This window comes from Halopiger thermotolerans, assembly GCF_054654555.1.
The window spans coordinates 1-18,669 of sequence record NZ_BAAIEU010000001.1 but is presented as its reverse complement, the minus strand read 5'-3'; the positions used below and the strand labels follow the sequence as shown (position 1 = coordinate 18,669).

At 55.2% G+C, this 18,669-nt stretch carries 10 protein-coding genes; 6 read left to right on the top strand and 4 right to left on the bottom strand.

Annotated features, from left to right (window positions below; translation table 11 throughout):
- Positions 1-87 precede the first annotated feature (87 nt).
- From ACYQ26_RS00050 to ACYQ26_RS00040, 3 genes are read right to left on the bottom strand one after another with little or no spacing between them, the layout of a single operon-like run.
- The gene (locus tag ACYQ26_RS00050; protein WP_459806284.1) at positions 88-3,816 is read right to left on the bottom strand and encodes a UvrD-helicase domain-containing protein; all 3,729 of its coding nucleotides are present in this window, start codon (positions 3,814-3,816) and stop codon (positions 88-90) included.
- Positions 3,813-7,028, bottom strand: coding sequence for a PD-(D/E)XK nuclease family protein (locus tag ACYQ26_RS00045; protein WP_459806283.1), 3,216 nt, complete (start codon positions 7,026-7,028; stop codon positions 3,813-3,815). Before ACYQ26_RS00045 ends, ACYQ26_RS00050 begins: the two co-directional genes overlap by 4 nt.
- A 55-nt stretch (positions 7,029-7,083) precedes the next feature.
- Complete coding sequence (locus ACYQ26_RS00040) at positions 7,084-7,887, bottom strand: CBS domain-containing protein (RefSeq protein ID WP_459806282.1); 804 nt, start codon at positions 7,885-7,887, stop codon at positions 7,084-7,086.
- An 81-nt stretch (positions 7,888-7,968) separates the two neighbouring features.
- Between ACYQ26_RS00040 and ACYQ26_RS00035 the strand changes: the two genes are divergently transcribed.
- The 6 genes from ACYQ26_RS00035 to ACYQ26_RS00010 all read left to right on the top strand — a co-directional run bounded on the left by ACYQ26_RS00035 (position 7,969) and on the right by ACYQ26_RS00010 (position 16,633).
- Positions 7,969-8,319, top strand: coding sequence for a DUF8165 family protein (locus ACYQ26_RS00035; RefSeq protein ID WP_459806281.1), 351 nt, complete (start codon positions 7,969-7,971; stop codon positions 8,317-8,319).
- 104 nt (positions 8,320-8,423) lie between these two features.
- Complete coding sequence (locus tag ACYQ26_RS00030; protein WP_459806280.1) at positions 8,424-8,783, top strand: DUF499 family protein; 360 nt, start codon at positions 8,424-8,426, stop codon at positions 8,781-8,783.
- Positions 8,784-8,806: 23 nt separating this feature from the next.
- Entirely contained in the window at positions 8,807-9,979 is a 1,173-nt protein-coding gene (locus ACYQ26_RS00025) for an ISH3 family transposase (RefSeq protein WP_459806279.1), read from the top strand.
- A 409-nt stretch (positions 9,980-10,388) separates the two neighbouring features.
- On the top strand, positions 10,389-13,190 hold the full coding sequence (locus ACYQ26_RS00020) for a DUF499 family protein (RefSeq protein WP_459806278.1): 2,802 nt from the start codon (positions 10,389-10,391) through the stop codon (positions 13,188-13,190).
- Positions 13,187-13,780 (top strand): DUF7680 family protein, encoded by a 594-nt coding sequence (locus tag ACYQ26_RS00015; RefSeq protein WP_459806277.1) that lies wholly within the window; start codon positions 13,187-13,189, stop codon positions 13,778-13,780. Before ACYQ26_RS00020 ends, ACYQ26_RS00015 begins: the two co-directional genes overlap by 4 nt.
- 3 nt (positions 13,781-13,783) lie before the next feature.
- A complete protein-coding gene (locus tag ACYQ26_RS00010) occupies positions 13,784-16,633 on the top strand; it encodes a DUF1156 domain-containing protein (RefSeq protein WP_459806276.1) in 2,850 nt (949 codons plus the stop codon).
- Here the strand turns inward: ACYQ26_RS00010 and ACYQ26_RS00005 are convergent.
- A complete protein-coding gene (locus tag ACYQ26_RS00005) occupies positions 16,630-18,561 on the bottom strand; it encodes a DUF262 domain-containing protein (RefSeq protein ID WP_211087438.1) in 1,932 nt (643 codons plus the stop codon). The genes ACYQ26_RS00010 and ACYQ26_RS00005 overlap by 4 nt on opposite strands.
- Positions 18,562-18,669: the final 108 nt, after the last annotated feature.

Below are 18,669 nucleotides of genomic sequence, written 5' to 3'. Positions count from 1 at the left end.
TTTCGCTTTAAATTCCGAGGGTTGAGAATAGGAATTGGGTGTAGAGGAGTTCCAGAGCAGGAATAGCGTTAGTGAGCCTGGACTGGCTCAGAAATTGCTTGATCCTCCTCGGACTGCGGCGCCGTCGGACTGCGTTAATCCCTCAAGCTGTGTGTTCAGGTCATCACCAAGAATATCCAACGAAAGCATGTCGTGGGTCGTGGTCCGATGCTCATCAGCGTCGGCAAAGTACAGCGTGGTGTGAACGGTTCGGGAATCGTCGTTCTGGTGGAGGGCAGCTGCATACACTTCGAGTTGGGGCCAATACTTCTCTGCGAGGTCGTTGACTGATCGTTGAGAGGTGTCGTTCGTCTTGTAATCGATAACGTGGTAGCTGTCTGGAGTGACTAGGAGCAGGTCGATATCGCCGACGATTCGGCCGGCCTCCAATCGCGTCACAACCGAGAGTTCCTCGTGAATAGTCGTCGGCGACTCGTCGTCGACGACGCCGTCACGGAACTGTAGGCAGCGCTCAGTATACTCTTCGATCCGATCCAAATCCCGATCAGTCACCGTATCATCCAAAGCAGAACCCAGCCGAGCCGCGATGGAGCGCCACCGATCTCGATCAGGTCGTAGCTCACAGAGTTTGTGGACGATCGTTCCCAGATGGTTGGCCTGAAGGCCATCCGTTTCGAGGCTTGCGGCATCCTCCTCAAGTTCGTCGGTGTAGATGGCTGCATCATCCGGAGAGAGTGCTTTCGCAAAATTCGTGGCCGTGATTGACGTCGGGGGAGTGGACAGTTCTGGGGCAGGAATATCGATCTGGGGGTAGTCGCGCTCAGTCGACCCTGACGCGTCCCAATCGTGGACAGGAGCGGTTGGAACCCGAACCGTGTATTCGCTCCCACGGATAGTGGCCGTATGTTCTGTCCCGACGGAAAGCTGACTCAAGATGTGCCCTGCGTCACCGTCTTCGTCTTCCAAGAGAATTGGTTGGAGCCAATCACGCCAGTATCGTGCATCCGCGGCGTCATTCGGGTCACCTAACCCCAAGCCATCCCCCTCATCGGCGTCGATAGAGTGAACACCGCTGAAGAGCAGGTGATCACGGGTCCGCGTCGCTGCGACGTAGAGGAGACGCTTCAGTTCGGCTCGTTCCTGCATCCTGACCTCCTCTTGAAGCCGGGTCCGAGCGAGCGTGTTCTGGTGCTCATAGGGATCATCGGCTGACGGAGCTTTCAGACCGAGCACCGGTTCTGACTCGCCATCCCCGACGTCAAGCTCGTCGAGGTAGACTTTCCCGTAGTCGTCGACGTCCCCCTGGAAGTTGAACTCGGTGCCCACTTCTGGAATTGCGACGATAGGGAACTCAAGGCCCTTCGCCGAGTGGATTGTTCGAATCTGGACGCCGTCGGCATCTTCAGGAATAGTTGCTTCGTCAGCGTGGGATTCGATTTCCTTCCGACGATCGATTCGCGTGAGAAGTTCTGAGACCGTCTTGACACCACCCTCTTCCCAAGCGCGAACCTGTTCGCGGAACTTGTTGATATTCACTGCCGCCTGTCGCGGACGTTCATCTGCCCCGACACTGGCGATATATCCGGTATCGTCGATAATCCGGGAGAGCAACTTCCCCCACGGAACGGTCGTGTCAGCCGTTACATCGTCGGTAACAGCAGCTATCTGCCGCCACTCGTCTAGAAGGCGGGCAGCGTTGCCGAGATCATCCTCTGCTGTCTGGAGAGCAGTCCAGAGTGGCTGATCCTCGGAATGGAGTCGGGCGAGATCCTCATCGGGGAAGCCAAACAGTGGCGACCGGAGGACACCGTAGAGAGCGATGTCATCCTCCGGGTTCTCGAAGAACGTGAACAGATTGACCAAGGCTGTGATCTCGGGGGCGTCCCAGAACCCAGTACCCGACACGACAGTATACGGAATCCCGTATTCATCCAGCGCCCGTTCGTGCTCCTTGAGGCGGGTGCGAGCGCGCAACAGGATGGTGATGTCCTCGGGTTTCGCAGGTCTAAGACATTCCTCGTCGTCATCGTAGACTTCCGGAGGGTCATCCAGTAACGAGGTGAGACGGCTGGCAAGCGCGTGAGCCTCGCGTTCACCGTGCCCAGCGAATCGAGGCGTTTGGTTCAGGTAGTCGGTATCGTGGAGTTCCGGGACGTCCTCGTCAGGCACGAGCAGGTACTCGACCGAACCGGTAACATCGCGTCCCTGCCGGCGTTCATCCGTAAGTGCCTGAGGCTTGGCTTCGTAGTCACGGTACTCGTCGTCCATCGGCTCGAATACCTCGTCGAAGAGCGCGTTCAGGAACTCTCGCGTCTCCTGAATCGTGCGGAAATTGCCTCTGAGCTGCTTGGTGGTCTCGACATCGTCCGGGTTAGCCGCAGCGAGGTCCTCACGAGCCGAACCGAAGGTGGTCACGTCGGCGCCGCGGAATCGATAGATGCTCTGCTTCTCGTCGCCGACCAGGAAGACGTTCTGAGCATCAAAATCATCGGTGTCACCGGCAGTCAATAATTTGATAAACTCCCACTGGAGCTGGTCAGTATCCTGCATCTCGTCGACCATAACGTACTCGAACTGTGACTGAACTTGCTCGCAGAGACTGTCGTCCGCGTTCAAGAAGTCGATGCAGGTCTGGATGAGGTCGTGATAGTCGAGAGCATTCTGTTCCGATTTCGTCTGTGTATATTCGTCCAGAACGGTGGAGTAGAGCCGAGCAAGGCTCAGGACGTAGTGACTACTGTTCCACTCGGTATCGAGACCGCCGATGAAGTCCCTCTCCTCGGGGTTGAGGCCATCAAGTAGAGCGGAGACAGCAGCATCAAGCTGCTCTTGCTCTTCCTCGTGAGCGCTCCAATTGCTCTTGGATCCTCTGTAGCGGAACCGTTGTCGTCCAGTGTATCGTTCCCCACTGTTAGAAGTCAGGTGATCGCAGAGAGAGTCGAGTGCCCGTTGCCAATGGTATCCCACTGCATCGTCGGTATGAACTCCCGTGTCTCGCACGACACGAGTCACATCCTGCATAAACTGCATTCCCTTGTCGTCAGGATCAATCTCGAACTCTTCATCGTGAAGTCCGCAGATCGTATGGAGAGCCTCCTGTACGGATTCTTCTTTGAGTAGTTCTTCCGCTGTACCCCTATCTATGGGATAGAAGGTCGACCAGATGTGATTGAGGTATTCATCTACTGTCGAACCCTCCCATCGAGTCGCCCATTCGGTACTCCTCGGCCGGTTCTCAAGCAGACCGACGAGGACCTGTTCGAGCGAATCCCGATTCCAGAGACGAGCGAGACGACGAATGTCCTCATTCGCCTCCCAACGAGCGTCGATAGTCTCCCGGACCACCTCCTGCATCAACACCTTGGCATCAGCCTCGTCCAGCGTGTCAAACTCGGGTTGGACCGGGGCTTCGACGACGTACTCACGGAGCAGCCGAGAACAGAACCCGTGGATGGTGTGAATATATCCGTTTTCTAATTCGTCCTTGACGCTGCGCCATCGACTGTAGTCGTACTCGTCAGATTCCGGGGCCTCACTGAGACGCTCAGCTACTTCTTCCCGGATACGCTCCTGCATCTCATTCGCAGCATCGTTCGTAAACGTGATCGTCGCGATGTTCTCGGGCCCGATGCCGGGATCGGACTCCAGCATCTCGAGGTAACGGAGAGTCAAGGTCGTCGTCTTTCCAGTCCCTGCCCCAGCGGTAATCGCGATATTCTGATCGAGTTCCAGAGCTTCCTCCTGTTCAGTTGTCGGGGAAAGCTCCTCCCCATCTTCGTCGTCCGTCGACGCCGGCGTATCGTCGATCCCCGTCATTCGTCTGCACCCCCGAGCGTATCCAGGAACGACCCATCTCGCGCCCTCTGTGGGATATAACCGGACGAACCGGAGCGGTCCATCTCTTGGATTATCTCTTGGCGTTGGTGGTGTCGAACATCGCAGATGTCTCGATAATCACAGTAGCGACAGCCGGCTTCTTTCGGCGAAAGCGTGGTCGTTTGGAAGGCACCATTCTCGATACCGTCAGCTATCTCGCCAACCCGTGACGGGACAGTTTCTGTGAGGAACCGCTCATAGTCCTCGTCAGTTCCATCATACCGTTCAAGATAGTAGCTAAGACTCCACTTCCGGGTGACCTCCGTCGGCGGCTCCGTTACATAGAATTCTCCGTCCACACTGCCAAGTGTATCTCCGTATTGGGTTGCTAGTTCAGCTCGGGTCGCAAGTGTATAGAGAGGGAGCTGAAATTCGATACCGTCGATTGTCTGAATGGTGTCCGGGTCGCTCGTCTTGTAGTCGTGAACCAATCCATCGATGGTACCATCGTCCTGTTCGCGAAGACTCACGCGGTCGATGAATCCACCGACGGATATCTCTCTTCCATCCGGTGTCGTCACTGTGATTTCGCCCTCTTCTGAATCGGAGAAGTCCATCGGCACCTCAAACCATGCCGGAACATCATCGTTGTCGTCGTGCTCCGCATCAAGGAACCGGACGAAGAGCCCCCGATCGATTCCCTGATGAGGTTGCCCGTCACCGAAGTACTCGTTCACGTCGGGCGTCGCGAGCCCAGCAAGGAGCTGCTCCAGCCACCGTTTATAGAACACGTCGTCGAAGTCGATATCGGAGTCCGCAAGGCTATCTCGTGTTTGCTCTAACAGCTGTTCTTCGAGGAATTCCCGGTCATATTCACTGAGGTCAACTGGATCGCCGTGGTCATCCTGGAGCCCGCGATAGAACTCCTCGAAGATATCGTGGACGAGGCTCCCGAGATCAACTTTCTGAGGCTCGAGATGGAACTCGTCCGGTGCTTCGATGTCCAGTATCCGTTTCATGTAGTAGGCGTACCCACACTGAGCGTAATCTTTCAGCTGCGTCGGGCTGTACGGCCCACGTTCACCGTGGAGTTCCGAGACCAACTCGGGGTCAAGCTGTGCATCGTGGGCGGATAGTCCGGCGTCAGCTCGACTTTCAGCGCACCTCGCACCCGCCACGACGCGCTCGGCCTGCTGTCGCGAGAATACTCCGGAGTCAGCAGCGTGCTTAACGGCTTCCTCCCGTGCCTCCCTATCTCGGTGATGACGAAGGGCCCGCTGGACGTCTTCGGGAACGGCATTCCCAAGATCATCAGGCGTTGGCTCAAGGCCAGTTACTCGAGCGAGTTCATCGAGAATCGACGACTCAAGCAGGTCATCGTCATCAAATGATGTCTCGGGGGTCGTAATGTAGACGCTCTCGGCACCTGAGAGCAAGGTAGCAAACTGGTAGCGGGCCTCAGCTCGGTCATCGGTGAACGAGAGGTCGGGGATGTCGTCGAACAGTCGCTCGAAAAAGAGCGGACGATCCTGTTCGACGGGAAAGTCCTGCTCGGTCAATCCGACGAAGTACAGGTGCGAATAGGACTGCATGTAGGCGTCGCGCGGACCGACGATCTCGACGACGTCCTGTGTAGATTGACTCGGTGGGGGGACCCGCACCTTCTCAAGTGCATCGGCCACTTCTTCGATTGGCTCGTCCATCCCAAAGCGCTCAGCCACGAATTCGACCGCATCAAGCACCCTCTCGACCCGATTGTAGGACGCGACCTCCATTCGGGCATCGAATGACGCCGCATCTTCTTCGATAGAGTCGACGTTGTCAGAGAGGTCGACAGTTTCGAACACAGTTCGCACGGCTTCAACGACGTCGTCGGCCTCCGCGACCTCAGCATCGTCGGCGACCTGGAAAAGGTTCTCTAACACCTCAGCAGAGGCATCGTCGAGTTCCTCGAGAAGTCGGTCAGTATCGACCGTCGGAAGGCGGCGGGCGAGGTCAGCAACAGCGGACCGATCAACGTCGTCGGTGGCTCCTCCAAGAGTCACGAGTGGATTCGTCGCGAGACGAGCTACCGTATCTGTGCGTGGGTCGTCGACACAGAGTTCAGCCAGATCGAGCATTGCCCGCCCAGCATACGTCTGATACAGCAGTTTGTTCGCAAACCCGACTGACTGGATACCAGCGGCCTCGAATACGTCGGCGACTTGCTCCTGATACGAAATTAGACCCGGAATCACAACCAGGATGTCGTTCGGGTCGGCGCCGTCAGCGAGCTGTCCCCGTACTCTCCGGGCAACTTGTCTAACCTCTCGATCTGGTGTGGGGGCACTGTACCATTGAAGCTGGTCGGGAGGAGCCGTATCCTCATCAACTCCTGGAGTTGGCGTATAAAGCTTCCCAGCAGCGTCGATGAGTGAACTCGGAGAATCGGGAGAGACAGTGGTTGGTGGGCCAGCAATTGCTTGGTACGTCTCCATTGCGTCAGCTGTGATCTGGTTTGCTCCACCGGATGGCGTTTCTGTGTCGGCCAGGGGGAGCGAGATACAGACGGGAAACGCGGTGGCTAGTCGCTGAAGAAAACTCTTCTGGTGGTGAGAGAGGTCGTAGAATCCAGAGATCACGACGACGTCGACGTGAGGGAAGATCTCCGTAAGGGAAGCTCCACTATCGAGGACCGTCCGGTACGCCTCACTAAGGGTGTACACGTCATCCCCGACACCTTCTCGGCGGAGCTCGTAGAACTCCTCATACACGCTCGCGACCAGATCAGCAGTTCCAGGAGATAACTGGGAGTCGGCGACGAGGGTTCGAACTGATTCAGGTGAGTGGTAGCCCTCTCCCTCCAGTTCTGTAATGAGGTCGGTGAAGTGGTCTCGGTAGAGATGCGCATCGTCCAAGAGACCACGGTCAGCAACAGTTCGAAGCGCTCGGTCGATTAACCGGCGCCGGGTCAACGCATCCAGAAGAGAACTCGGGTCGGCGATTCGCTCGTAGCATTCACCGATGACAGTATTGAAATCGGTTACTCGAAGCCGGAGCGGTTCGTGATTCTCGGCCCATGCGTCGGCGACCTCATCCGTGCGATGGTCGTTGTTCTCGATGTAGAGGATGCTGGCGGGCTCGTCGCCAGCCTGTTCAGCAACCCGTTCAAACACCTCAGATTGAAGTTCGTCGAAGGAGGGACTGGTGAGAAAATCACAGCCATTAGCCATGCAACAAGCAAACTAATCCCCGTGACATAATTCTGTCCCAGCCGGAGATAGACCTTCAGTCTGACTCGAGGTCCAACTCCTCAATACACGCCTCTATCGTTTCATACGCATCTAAAACGGTGGTGACGGTCCTGCCTTCCATCAGTCCTTGACCAGTATTCTCGATTAGGAGGTTCGAGTGGGCAACTGCATTCCGAACATCGGTGACGTCTGAGAGGTCTCGTTCTGCAGCATCACCACTCGAGAACCCACACGCCTCCCAACACGGGTCAATTGCTGCGACGATCTTCTTGAGGGTGGAAAATTGAGCATAATGGATCTCTTCCAAGGCGATATTCGCTGACTCGGCCTTCTGATAGCGTCGCTCAATGTCCTGTATTTCGTCGTGGTAGAGGTCAACCGCGTCATTCGTCTTCCAATTAGGAGCCTCGTCTTGGATCAAGTCACGAAGACCCTCTTCGAGGAGTGAAAGTCGATCGTAGAGGTGAATGTATGCCGGTGACGTGTTCAAATCTGCTCGAGTAAGGATACCCGTGACCTGATTGCGGCCGCCGAGGAAGTAGAAGCCTGAGTCGTAGAGAGCAGAAAGAACGCTCCCGAAATCCGCATCAGTAGAAATGATTTCCTCGAGTGTGATATCTTGTCGGTGTTCAGAGACTGGAGCACCGTCGGGAGCCGTGGACAGTTCGTCGATCTCAACGAATCCGACGGGCTGTTCCCCGTCAACGACTGGGGAGACGTCGTAGCCGTTCTCTGAAAGCCACTCATAGGTCTCTGCTACCGACCAATCAGCAGGAACGGTATCGACTGCTTGTGTAGCAAGATCACCTGCCGTACACTGATAGAGATCTCTGACCATCGTAACAGATTGGTGTGAATCGAGCCCGGATTATAGTACCCCCGCAAGAAATAAGTACCAAGCATTATTTTGTGTAGATAGATGAGTGTTGGGCATTTCTACGACGCTGGCGGATACATTGACCACGGGGATATCTCCGCCCTCTTTCCCGTTAAGGCGCTATCCGCGGAAGTACATCAGTATAGAAATGCTGAACTCAAACTGCAGGAAGTAAAGAGCGAGAAGGTTATTGCTGTATCACCGACGAGCCTCGCAAGCAGCTATTTCCTCACCCAACATCCATTGACAGCAATCGAGGTCGAATCCCTCCCCGAGTCAGTTCGCGATTCGATCACTGAGGATGAAGATATCGACCTGTCCGAGTTCGAGATACTCCAAATCGGGCGGCAGCGGAGAGAATCCCAGAACAGAAGCATCTCTGAATTTAAATAAGGAAGTTTGCTCATCGAGGGATCAGGCAGTAATTGATTGCTACCGGAATCGAGGAACACAGTTCGAACTTTTAAGGTAGTGTGAAAACCACGTCTTGTCATACGATGAGTACACAAAAGGAGGAGGTGACTTCGCTCTTCGAGGCCTGCCAGCCTCGCTCCGACGTTATCGACGGGACGTTGGAGGAGGAGCAATTCGCTGCTAACCTCGCGACCGTCGCCCACGAGCCCGATGAAGCCGCCCCTGTGTATCGTGACGCTGCGGAATTTTTCGATACCACGTATCCGACAGAGGGGTTGACCACACTGTTGAGCAACCTATCCGGTCGGTTCCTGGCTGCCGCAGACCGGGAGACGCACGGCTACAAAAGCAGTATTCTCTGTCTCGATACGACCTTCGGCGGCGGGAAAACTCGGTACTTCCCGACTGGTGTGAGAGCTGGAGCTAAAGCGTTGGTCTCATGAGGAAGATGTCTGGTTGAGTGAATGTGTTCAGTATCCCTCAGCCAGACGGTGTTCTTTCGGATTCGGACGTGAAAGATTTAGCGGAAGACGTCATCTGCCAGCTCCCCTTGCCAGGGATCGAGGGCTCGCCCCTCGATCCCGGCGATATCTGGGCTGTTGTCATTCTTGCAGCAGTCAATCAGACGTCCATCTGGGAGACGTGCAAGGACAACGACAACGCTGTCTGTGACGATACTGTCATGGACTGGCTACATACGCTCAACCGGGAGTGGCTTGAGCGGGTTGCTAACCGCCTTCTCAGAGAGTTAGCGATGACGATCCTCGACCCTGATCGGTCGAGGATCGTCTCCATTGACTTCGTCGATAACCCCTACCACGGAACGTACGCCGATGAAGAAGGTGAACTCTGTCGCATGCACGCGAAAGACGGAACAACGACGTGCCACCGGTACTGCACGGCGTATCTCGTCTCGAACGGAAAGCCAGTGACGTTGGCGATGACGTACGTCCGTAGTGATGAGAAAGAGGCCGACGCGGTCGAGCGCGTCCTCGACCGCGTCGAGGCCTATCCCTTCGAGATAGAGCTTCTGTTGGCTGATCGCGGCTTCTACAACGAACGTATTCTGCGCCGCTCACGGGAGGTTGCTGCGACTGTCGTTCCCGTCCAAAAGAAGGGCAAGCGCATGAGGAAGAAGCTGGATACGCACTGCTCGTACATGACAACCTATCGGATGTACAAAGGCCGCGAGCGGGAACTGGAATTCCCGCTCGCGGTCGCTGTGTCATATCACGCCGGAGATCGCGGGAAAAGTGGCGAGGTCGTGCGAGGCTATGTGGCGTGCGATCTGGCCGATCGCACGCCGAAACAAGTCGAACGGCTCTATCGGAAACGGTCAGCGATCGAAACGAGCTACCGTGTATTTCGCCAAGCACGAGTGGTAACGACGACACAAGACCCAATCATCCGCTTCGCGTTCGTCCTGGTTGGATTCCTGTTGGAGAACCTCTGGCTTGTGCTTCGATGGGCGGTCGTCGCCCGCCCCCAGCGGGGCGGGCGCGACCTGCCCGAGGAATTCACGTTCAAGACGTTCTCTGACTGGATCAGACATGCATTAGAGGAAGAGCTAGAGCGGAGTTGGGAGATCGAGATGAACGGAACAGGTGTGCCAGAAGCATACGCGCCGGCCGCGGGCTGAGGTCAGCCCGCGGCCTTGGGCAAGCTCCGGGTGAGCAACAGCATTCGCCTAGAACAGCGTATCTCAGCCTTCTTACTTCACTTCTCCTCATGCGTGGATTCTACTTCCTGTTCACTCAGTTACCACACCGGCATTCACTCCGTTCGTCCATGACTCAGCACAGTTCACGAAGCGACGTTCGGGAAGTACCGAAACTCACGATCTCATAGCCTCGTATCATCTCGCAAACAACCCGACCGAGATTGGAAATCTCTCAAAGTTCGTCGATAAGGACGAGCTGGCGACCGAGTATCTGGACGCTGTTTCCGATGGACTCGAAGCAAATTCAGCTGTCTTCGTCGGCGGACACGTCGACGCCCGCAGCGCCCGAAGTAGTCGGACTGACCCGAACGCCCCGGACACGAACACGATGTGGGGCGAGATTGCCTACCAGCTGTTCGGGCTGGACGGCTATCGGGAGATCGAGGACTACGACCGGGACCGGCAGGCCCCTGGTCAGAACACGCTGAAGGATCTCCTGGAACAGAGTGACCAGCCCTCCGTGGTCCTTATTGACGAGATCGCGGAGTACCTCGAGGACGCGTCGACGCTCGAGGTCGGCGGGGCTACCCTGGCCAGTCAGACTGTCTCCTTCATGAAGTCGCTACTGGAGACAGCCGCCCAAGCTGACTCACTCACCGTCATTTACAGTATCGCGGACTCGGCGTTCAAGGAGGAGGCCGAAGAGGTCCGTGGCCTGGTCGATGAACTGGACGCTGTCGTCCAGCGCCAGCAGAAGGTGATCACTCCTACCGGCGAGACGGAAGTCGGGGCTGTTCTCCAGCATCGACTGTTCGACGAAATCGATACAGATGTTGCGGCTACGGTGGCCGAGCAGTACTTCCACTTCTACGACGAAGCCCCCCGTCAGTTCCCGCAGGAGGTTAGCGAGGACAGTTACCGCTCGAAACTCGAACGAGAATACCCATTCCACCCCACTGTTCTCGAAACGCTAACCGAGAAGATCGACACGATCCCGGACTTCCAGCGGACTCGTGGAGCACTGAAACTGCTCGGGCGAGCGATTCACTACCTGTGGAATCACCAGCCCGAAGAGTATGACCGTCACTTCCTCCGTCTCTACGATCTCACGCCGGCGGACGATGCTCCGGACGGGAGTATTCGGGCGACGCTCAACGAATCCCTGTTCGAATTCGTCGATCTGAGTGCGGCGGTGACTGCGGACATCTATACTCGTGACGGGACCGCACACGCCCAACTCGAGGATCAGAAGTGGACTGAGAAGGGCATCCCCGCGCTCGGGTCCCACATCACGACGACGGTGCTCTGGAATAGTCTCGCGTTCGGTGAGCAGGCGTCAGGAATCGCTCGACGAGGACTCAACGAAGCAGTCGCCCATCCTGGCGTCTCCTTCGACCACTACGATAACGCGCTGAAGAACCTCGGCGGCGACGACATGAACGTCGCCTGCTATTACCTCTACGACGAGGATCAGATCCGGTTCAAAGCCGAGCCGAACCTGATTCGAATCATCGACCAGCGGATCCAGAACACCTCCGAAGAGCAGGCTCGAAGCCGGTTCGAAGCCAGACTGGAACGGGAGGTCGGGAGCGGGGGATTCAACGTCGAGATGTTCCCCGAGGAGCCAGCGGACGTGGCAGATGACGGCTCCACACCTACGCTCTCGATTATGCACATGCTCACCGCGCCCGTACAAACGGAGCGTGGTCAGGAAACTGAGGTTCCCGACAAAATCCAGGAGCTATACGAGAAAACCGCCGTGAAACACGGGGGGACCATCCAGAGCCGGTCGTACAAGAACTACGTCTTGTTCCTCGCCCCCGATGCGGAACTCCTCGAGAATGCGGTCGACCAGGCAACGCGACTCGAAGCCATCGAGGACCTCCGAGACGACTCTCAGCAGACTGCGGACCTCTCCGACGAACAGCTCCAGGAACTCCGGGACAGGGAGGACGAAGCACGTGGCCTCCTCGGGGAGAGCGTTCGGAACGTCTATCGCCACCTGTTCTATGTCGAGGACGACGGGCTAACGCACGTGACCATCACGTCCGTGGACGCCGGTGGCGGGACGAAGCTCGTCGACGCAGTCCGAACCACGCTCGAGGACATGAACCGGATCATCCGAGACGACGACCAACCCAAAGGAAAGGTCTGGTTCGAGCAGAAGCTGTGGCAGAGCCAGAAGCGCCGGATGACGACAGCGGACCTTGAAGCACAGTTCGCCCGGAAGCCGGGGCTGCCCTTCCTCTTAAGTACGAAACCGCTGCGAAAGACCATCGCACGAATGGTCTCGGACCACGAGTACGCCTACTGGGATAGCGAGACGGGGACGGCCTACTGGAACGCCCAGTCCCAGCCAGATAATTGGCAACACGACGCGCCGCTCCCGGAGTCGCCGGACGTCACGACCTCGATTACGGATTCGCAGGTCAAGATCGGCGACGAGTACGAACTCTTCGGGAGTATCGAGGACCTCCTCGATCAGCACGCCGACGAGATTCGTCCGCCGGAGCTGACGGAATGTGCGAACTGCGGTAAGGACCTCCCACCTCAGAGCACTCACAAGCTCTGTGAGGAATGTCGGAACAAACCCGCCGAGTGTGACGACTGCGGAGAAGAGGTCGACGGCAAGACGAAAGCCGACGAGCCCGTCCTCTGCGAGGACTGCAGAACGGGTCCCGGTGGGACGTGGGACAAATCCACCGGGTCGATGAGCGCGAAGCGGGCCTTTAGCGAAATCCGGGGGCACGCCGTCTCCCAGGCCGGTAGTGATGCGACGCCGGGGATCGATTCACTCATCGTCCAGATCGAAGGCGATCAGCCGTTCAAGCACGGGTCCTTCGTCGCACAACGGTCGCCCGTGAAGTCCCGGAATGAGTCCATCACTGTGGATCTCGACTACAAGAGCCGTGCGGAGTTGGGCAACGGTGAGGCAACCTTCAACGCTAACTTCACCGGGCCGCTTGATGCCTTCACCACGCTGAATCAGAGTCCCGAAGGCTTTAGCGACCGGGCAGGTGGTAATCAGAAGGTCAAGCTGAGCTTTAAGTTCCAGATGGACGAACCGGAGGCCATCGACGACGACGAAGACGACGTGCTCGCCCAGCTCGGTGACGAACTCGACGGGACGAACATCACCGTCAGAGCGCAGGCCGGCGGACCGACGAACATCGAAGGTGACGACTCATGAGCATCCAACGAGACGAGGAACGGGCAGAGACCTTCGCCCTTGGAAGCAGCGTCTACGGTGGACGTCCCACGTTCGCCCTCGTCCGCGACGAGACAGGGAACGAAGCAACGATTACGCTCTACGAGCTGCTTCCGACTGAGCAAGCTGACGCACGCCAGCGTCGGCTGGAACGGCGCCGGCAGCTCTCATCGAAAACCCTCCCACTCGAGCAAATAATCGATAGAGACACCGATGGATCTGAAGAGTGGACCTGGGACAACTGGGTTGGAGTAAAGGTAAGCAGGTTGTCCGGGTCACGCCTAAGAAGTATTCTCCAGCTTATCGATGAGAGTCTTCGAGAAGCGGAGATCAAGCCTGAGCAGATTACGGGTACTGGATCAGCAACTATCCTACTCCCCGAAGAAATTGGCGTCAGACTCTCTTTAGGGTTTATTGGGATTAAGCCATTGCGGAGGGTTGATCGGATGAGAGATCTTGCTCGTGGTGTTGCTCGAATGAGTTTAGAGGAGTGCTATTACTGGAACGCAAAGTGCAGATCTCCGAATAGCTCTGGTGGCGCAAAGGCACTACGAACACTACTGACCGAATAAATCATGTCTGATAATAACCATCAATTTAAGATTCAGGACACAGTACCGGTGCGGACAATTGGCATTGAAACAGAAAGGGAAAATCTGGATTTCCAGCACCGGCCCCCTCATAGGTATGCCCATGTGTGGTTTGCTCCACGACCAACGCCAGTTTCTAGATTAGCTGTTTTAGCATCTGTGCTTCCTGACTCTATAGATGATGACACTCTGTTGAACTGGATGGGATTCAAGCCATCTAATCGTAATCCGGAAGATTCCATTGCGGAGCACGTACGTAAAAAGAGACAAACCAAAGATCAGCGGAGTGGGTCGGAGCACGAACACTATGGCTACCGAAAAATTTGGCGGTACACCCCTTCTGACGCTGAAAAAGATGAAATTCACAACTCATTAGAAAGTACTTGGGATGGGGAGCTTCCAACGGTTCTCGACGCGACTGCAGGCGGCGGATCTATACCTTTAGAAAGTATTCGATACGGGCTTCCAACTATTGCTAACGAACTAAATCCAGTCCCCTCAGTGGTTCTTAAGGCGTTATTGGAATACACTAGGACGGATGTCGATCTAACAGACGACATCATCAAATGGGGGGATGAGATAGATAGCAGAGCGCGAGAAGAATTACAAGAGTTCTTCCCAGAAAGAGATGACGAGAAGATTCAGACGTACCTCTTTGCCCACCGTGTTACCTGTCCAGACTGTGGGCTGAAAGTCCCGTTGGCCTCAAACTGGTGGTTGGATCGAAATCGAGGGAGTGGAAAAGCCGTCAGGCCACGGGTTAACGATGAGAACGATTACGTTGATTTCGATATCGTTGATATTCCAGAAGACGTAGAGAGAGACGAGTTCAACCCCACGGATGGCACAGTATCCTATAGTAAGATGACGTGTCCTCGGTGCCATGTTACTCTGGGAAGTGATTCTCTGAAAGAGAAACTACAGGAAGGCGATTTCGACTATCAGCTTTATGCCATATATTATGACACATACACGTCGGGTGGGTGCGAGTTCAGAAAGCCTGACGAGAAGGATTTTGAGGCGTTTGAGAAAGCAACTGAATTTGCAGATTCAGATGTGGAGATCTCTACCTCGCTGACTGAATCCATCCCCTCTGGAGAAAAGACGACGGAGCTGCGGAGAAATGGGATGAGTGAATGGAGAGACCTTTTCACACCTCGTCAGCTCCTCACGCACCACACGTATTGGCAAAAGTTCGAAGAAGTCAAAGAAGAAATTCAAGATGAATACCCGGAACAGCAGGCAGAATCTATTTTGGTCTATCTTTGTTTGGTTGCTGACAAGGCCCTCGATTACAACAGTCGGATGGCCCAATGGGACGCAAGCCAACCGAAGATTGGCCACATGTTCGCGGGTTCAGACTTTGCATTCTCTTGGTCTTTTGTCGAACATAATCTCACAGTAGAAGATCACGGATATGACTGGATGTTATCGAATATTGCAGAAGATGTCTATGGAGGCGTTCGAGAACTATTAGAAAATTCAGACGCCCCATCAGAGGTACTTCAGGGAGACGCGGCAGACCTATCGATCGACGATGGTGATGTTGATGCAGTGGTTCTTGATCCACCCTATTATGGGATGATAATGTATGCGGAGTTGGGAGATTATTTCTACGTCTGGATGAAGAAATATCTAAAAGACATAATTCCAGAGTTCTTCAATTCAACTCTAACAGAGAAGGAAGATGAGGCAGTAGCCAACAAATCTCGCTTTGAAGGAGTTGAATCAGACGAGCTGTCAAAGAAGGAACTGGCCCGTCGGGAATACGAGCAAAAAATGACGGATATATTTGAGGAAATGTATCGCGTCCTGAATCCCGGTGGCATCTTCACGATGATGTTCACGCACAAGGAAACAGAGGCGTGGGATACACTAACAAAAGCACTCATCGAATCTGGTTTCGTAGTTACTGCTTCACATCCAGTTAACACGGAGAATCAACACCGAGTTCAGCAGGCAGGAAGAAACAGCGCAGATAGTACCATTCTCTTATCAAGTGAGAAGCGGGATCTCCAACGCTCTGAGCCAACTCTGTGGGAGGAAGTTAGGAAGGATACACAGGTTCGGGCTCAGGAGAAGGTCAAGCAATTAGAGTCTCAAGAAGCCGAATTTACTAAGGTGGATATGATGTTGGCCTCATTCGGTCCGACACTTGAGATATTTACCAAAAACTATCCTGTGGTGGATGATACAGGTGAGGAAGTCTCCCCCCAGACTGCTCTTGATGAAGCTAGAGGGGCTGTTCGGGATTATCTCATTGAGCAATATCTTAATGAAGGAATCCGTGATGTCGACGCCAAAACAGAGTGGTACGTCCTAGCTTGGTTCGTCTTTGAAGCTCAACGCTTCCCATATGATGAAGGCAGAAGGTTAGCTGTTGGAGTTGGAGAGAACGTTGATAGCTTGAAAAAGGAGAACCGTATGTGGCGGACAAAAAGTGGAGACATAGTCCTTCGGCCGCACGGTGATCGCGTCCAGGACGTGAACAAGGCACCAGAAAATCGCTCGGGTCGAAAACCGGTAGACCCTGATAGCCTTTCGTTCTCGACCGCCTTAGACAAAGTACACGCCGCGATGCACATCTATGAAGCGAAAGGAGCAACAGAAGCGTGGAACTGGATGAATGATCGGAATTGTGGGTCAGACCCCTCATTCAAGGCAACTCTCGAAGGACTCCTGCGGGTGCTTCCCCACGACCACGACGACTGGAAACTAGCAAGAGACCTCGAAGCTGGCGAAACAGGTGAAATGCTGGATCTTGATTTAGACTCGTCAATATTTAACAACGACGAGGATGATGGAGATCGGCAAGGGAATCTAAACGACTTCTAATCTTCTTGGAACGCTGAAAGAGGGGATTCCTCTTTCCGGCGTGCGACCTCATCCGGCCATCGTTCCTGAATCACGTTCAAAATTCGTCTCTCCCGTTCGTCAATCGTTGCTTCGTTCCACTCCTTGTTCTCGAATATCTCGTTGAGCATCCGGAACTTGGACTCATCGAATGCAGCTTTCTTCTTCTCGAAGGGGTCGTTCTGATTCCCGGCGTTATCCTCGATAGTCATCAGCGCCAAATTGCCCAGCCGGTCGCTGTTCTCGTTGATGGTCTCGTGGAGGTGCTCGGGGAACTCGTCTGAAACGGTCTGTGGCCAGACGTGCTCGATCGTGAAACGGTCGTCCTCGTTGTCGACGACCTTCTGCACCTCGAAGGGGATGTTCTCCCGTTCGCGTTCTAGCGAGAGTTCATACGCATAGAGCAGGTATCGAAGCTCGTTCTTCCGGTTGGAGTCGCTGTAGTAGGAATAGACGTCGGCGTCGTAGAGCGTGTCCATCAGGGTTTCATCGTCGCAGTAGTTGTGGACGTGGTCAGCGAGCTTGTCAATGACGTCGTCGACGGAACTGGGACTGATGTCCTCTGCCTGCTTGCCCGGTTCGTTGTAGTAGAGCTGTCGGGCCAGGGGATAGGCTCTTGTTCGCCCCGTATCAGCGGCTTTCTGCTCGATCAGATACGTTCGAACGATGAACGTCTCGATCTTCTTGAGGAGACGGACGAAGTCTGATTCCGAAATGAGGTCGCGGGTGTACTGGTCGTAGGCGGTGATGAGAAGGGGGTAGAAATTCCCGAGACGGCCTACGGCGTAGAGATTCTCCAATCGTGTCTCGATACGGGTACTGTCGATTCCGTCCAGCGTAACCAGTTCCCGAAGCCGCTGGAAGGATCGCTTCAGATCGTTCGTATAGTCGATGATCTCCTCGGCGAGGTCGCCGTTGTCCGTGGCAAACGCCTTCTTGACGTGCTCGAGGTGATTCTGGTAGTACCGTTTATCGTAGCTCGTCGTCCAGTTCGCATCCCAGAGGATGAAGTGATACCGCTGGATTTGGTCTTCGTCGAGGCCGCTCCCGACATCGGTGTCGGTGATCTGCTCGATGTTCGAGTAGATCTCGCCGAAGTTCTCTTGGACGATGTTGATGAGGCCCTCAGTCCGCTGTTCCTCGTCGTCCTCCCCGTCACGAGGTCCGTCATCAGTGACCAGCGCCAGCCGGTGCATCAGATAGCTCTTTGTGATTTCGAGGTCAGTGAGGCCCTTCCCCCGGTCGTTGACGGTCTGGAAGATCCGCGCGGCTTCGGCCCGCGATTCGACGACGTACGCGAGCAGATCGAGGTTCTGAATCGTCGAATAGAGGTCGGTGTAGAACTCCACCGGGTCCTCGTAATCGGTGTTTTCCGGCGGGGCGTCCTCCAGTTTCTCACGGAAGAACGACTTCGTATTCGCCAGCCGGCGTTTCGAGGGTGTGTCGAGCGTGTACTCTGCTTCGGGGTTCGAGCTCTGTGTCGATTTTTCCGTGTCGATGACGTCCTCGAGGATGTATTTCTTGAAGAATTTCGCATCGTCGTCCTCCTGGAGCCGAAGTCGCTGCTGGTCAGAAGCAACGAGGTAGTTATCCAGGATGTCGACCGCGTACTCCTCTCTTCCGTGAGCGTGGAGCTGTTCCTGTAGCTCGAAGAGTAAAATCAGGAGTGTTGTGAGCCGTTGCTGTCCGTCGATGATTCCGACTTCATCGTAGAGCCCGTCATCTGATTCGTCCGAATCCTCGATCAGGAACGTTCCGATGTAGTGCGTCTTGTCGAGAGATTCGAGGAGGTCCTCCCAGAGCTCGCGGCGTTGTTTCTCATCCCACGAGTAGTTGCGCTGGTATTTCGGGACGTAGAACAGATCACGGCCGGGAACGAGGTTTTTGAAGGGTTTCTTCCCCGTTTGCATAGGAATCACCAGAGAACGGAGCCTCAAAAAATGCTGTGTAGAGTAGTCAGATTCTCACGAACGAGGTAAGGCATCGGGTAGTTCCGGTGGTTGGTCAATATCGGTACT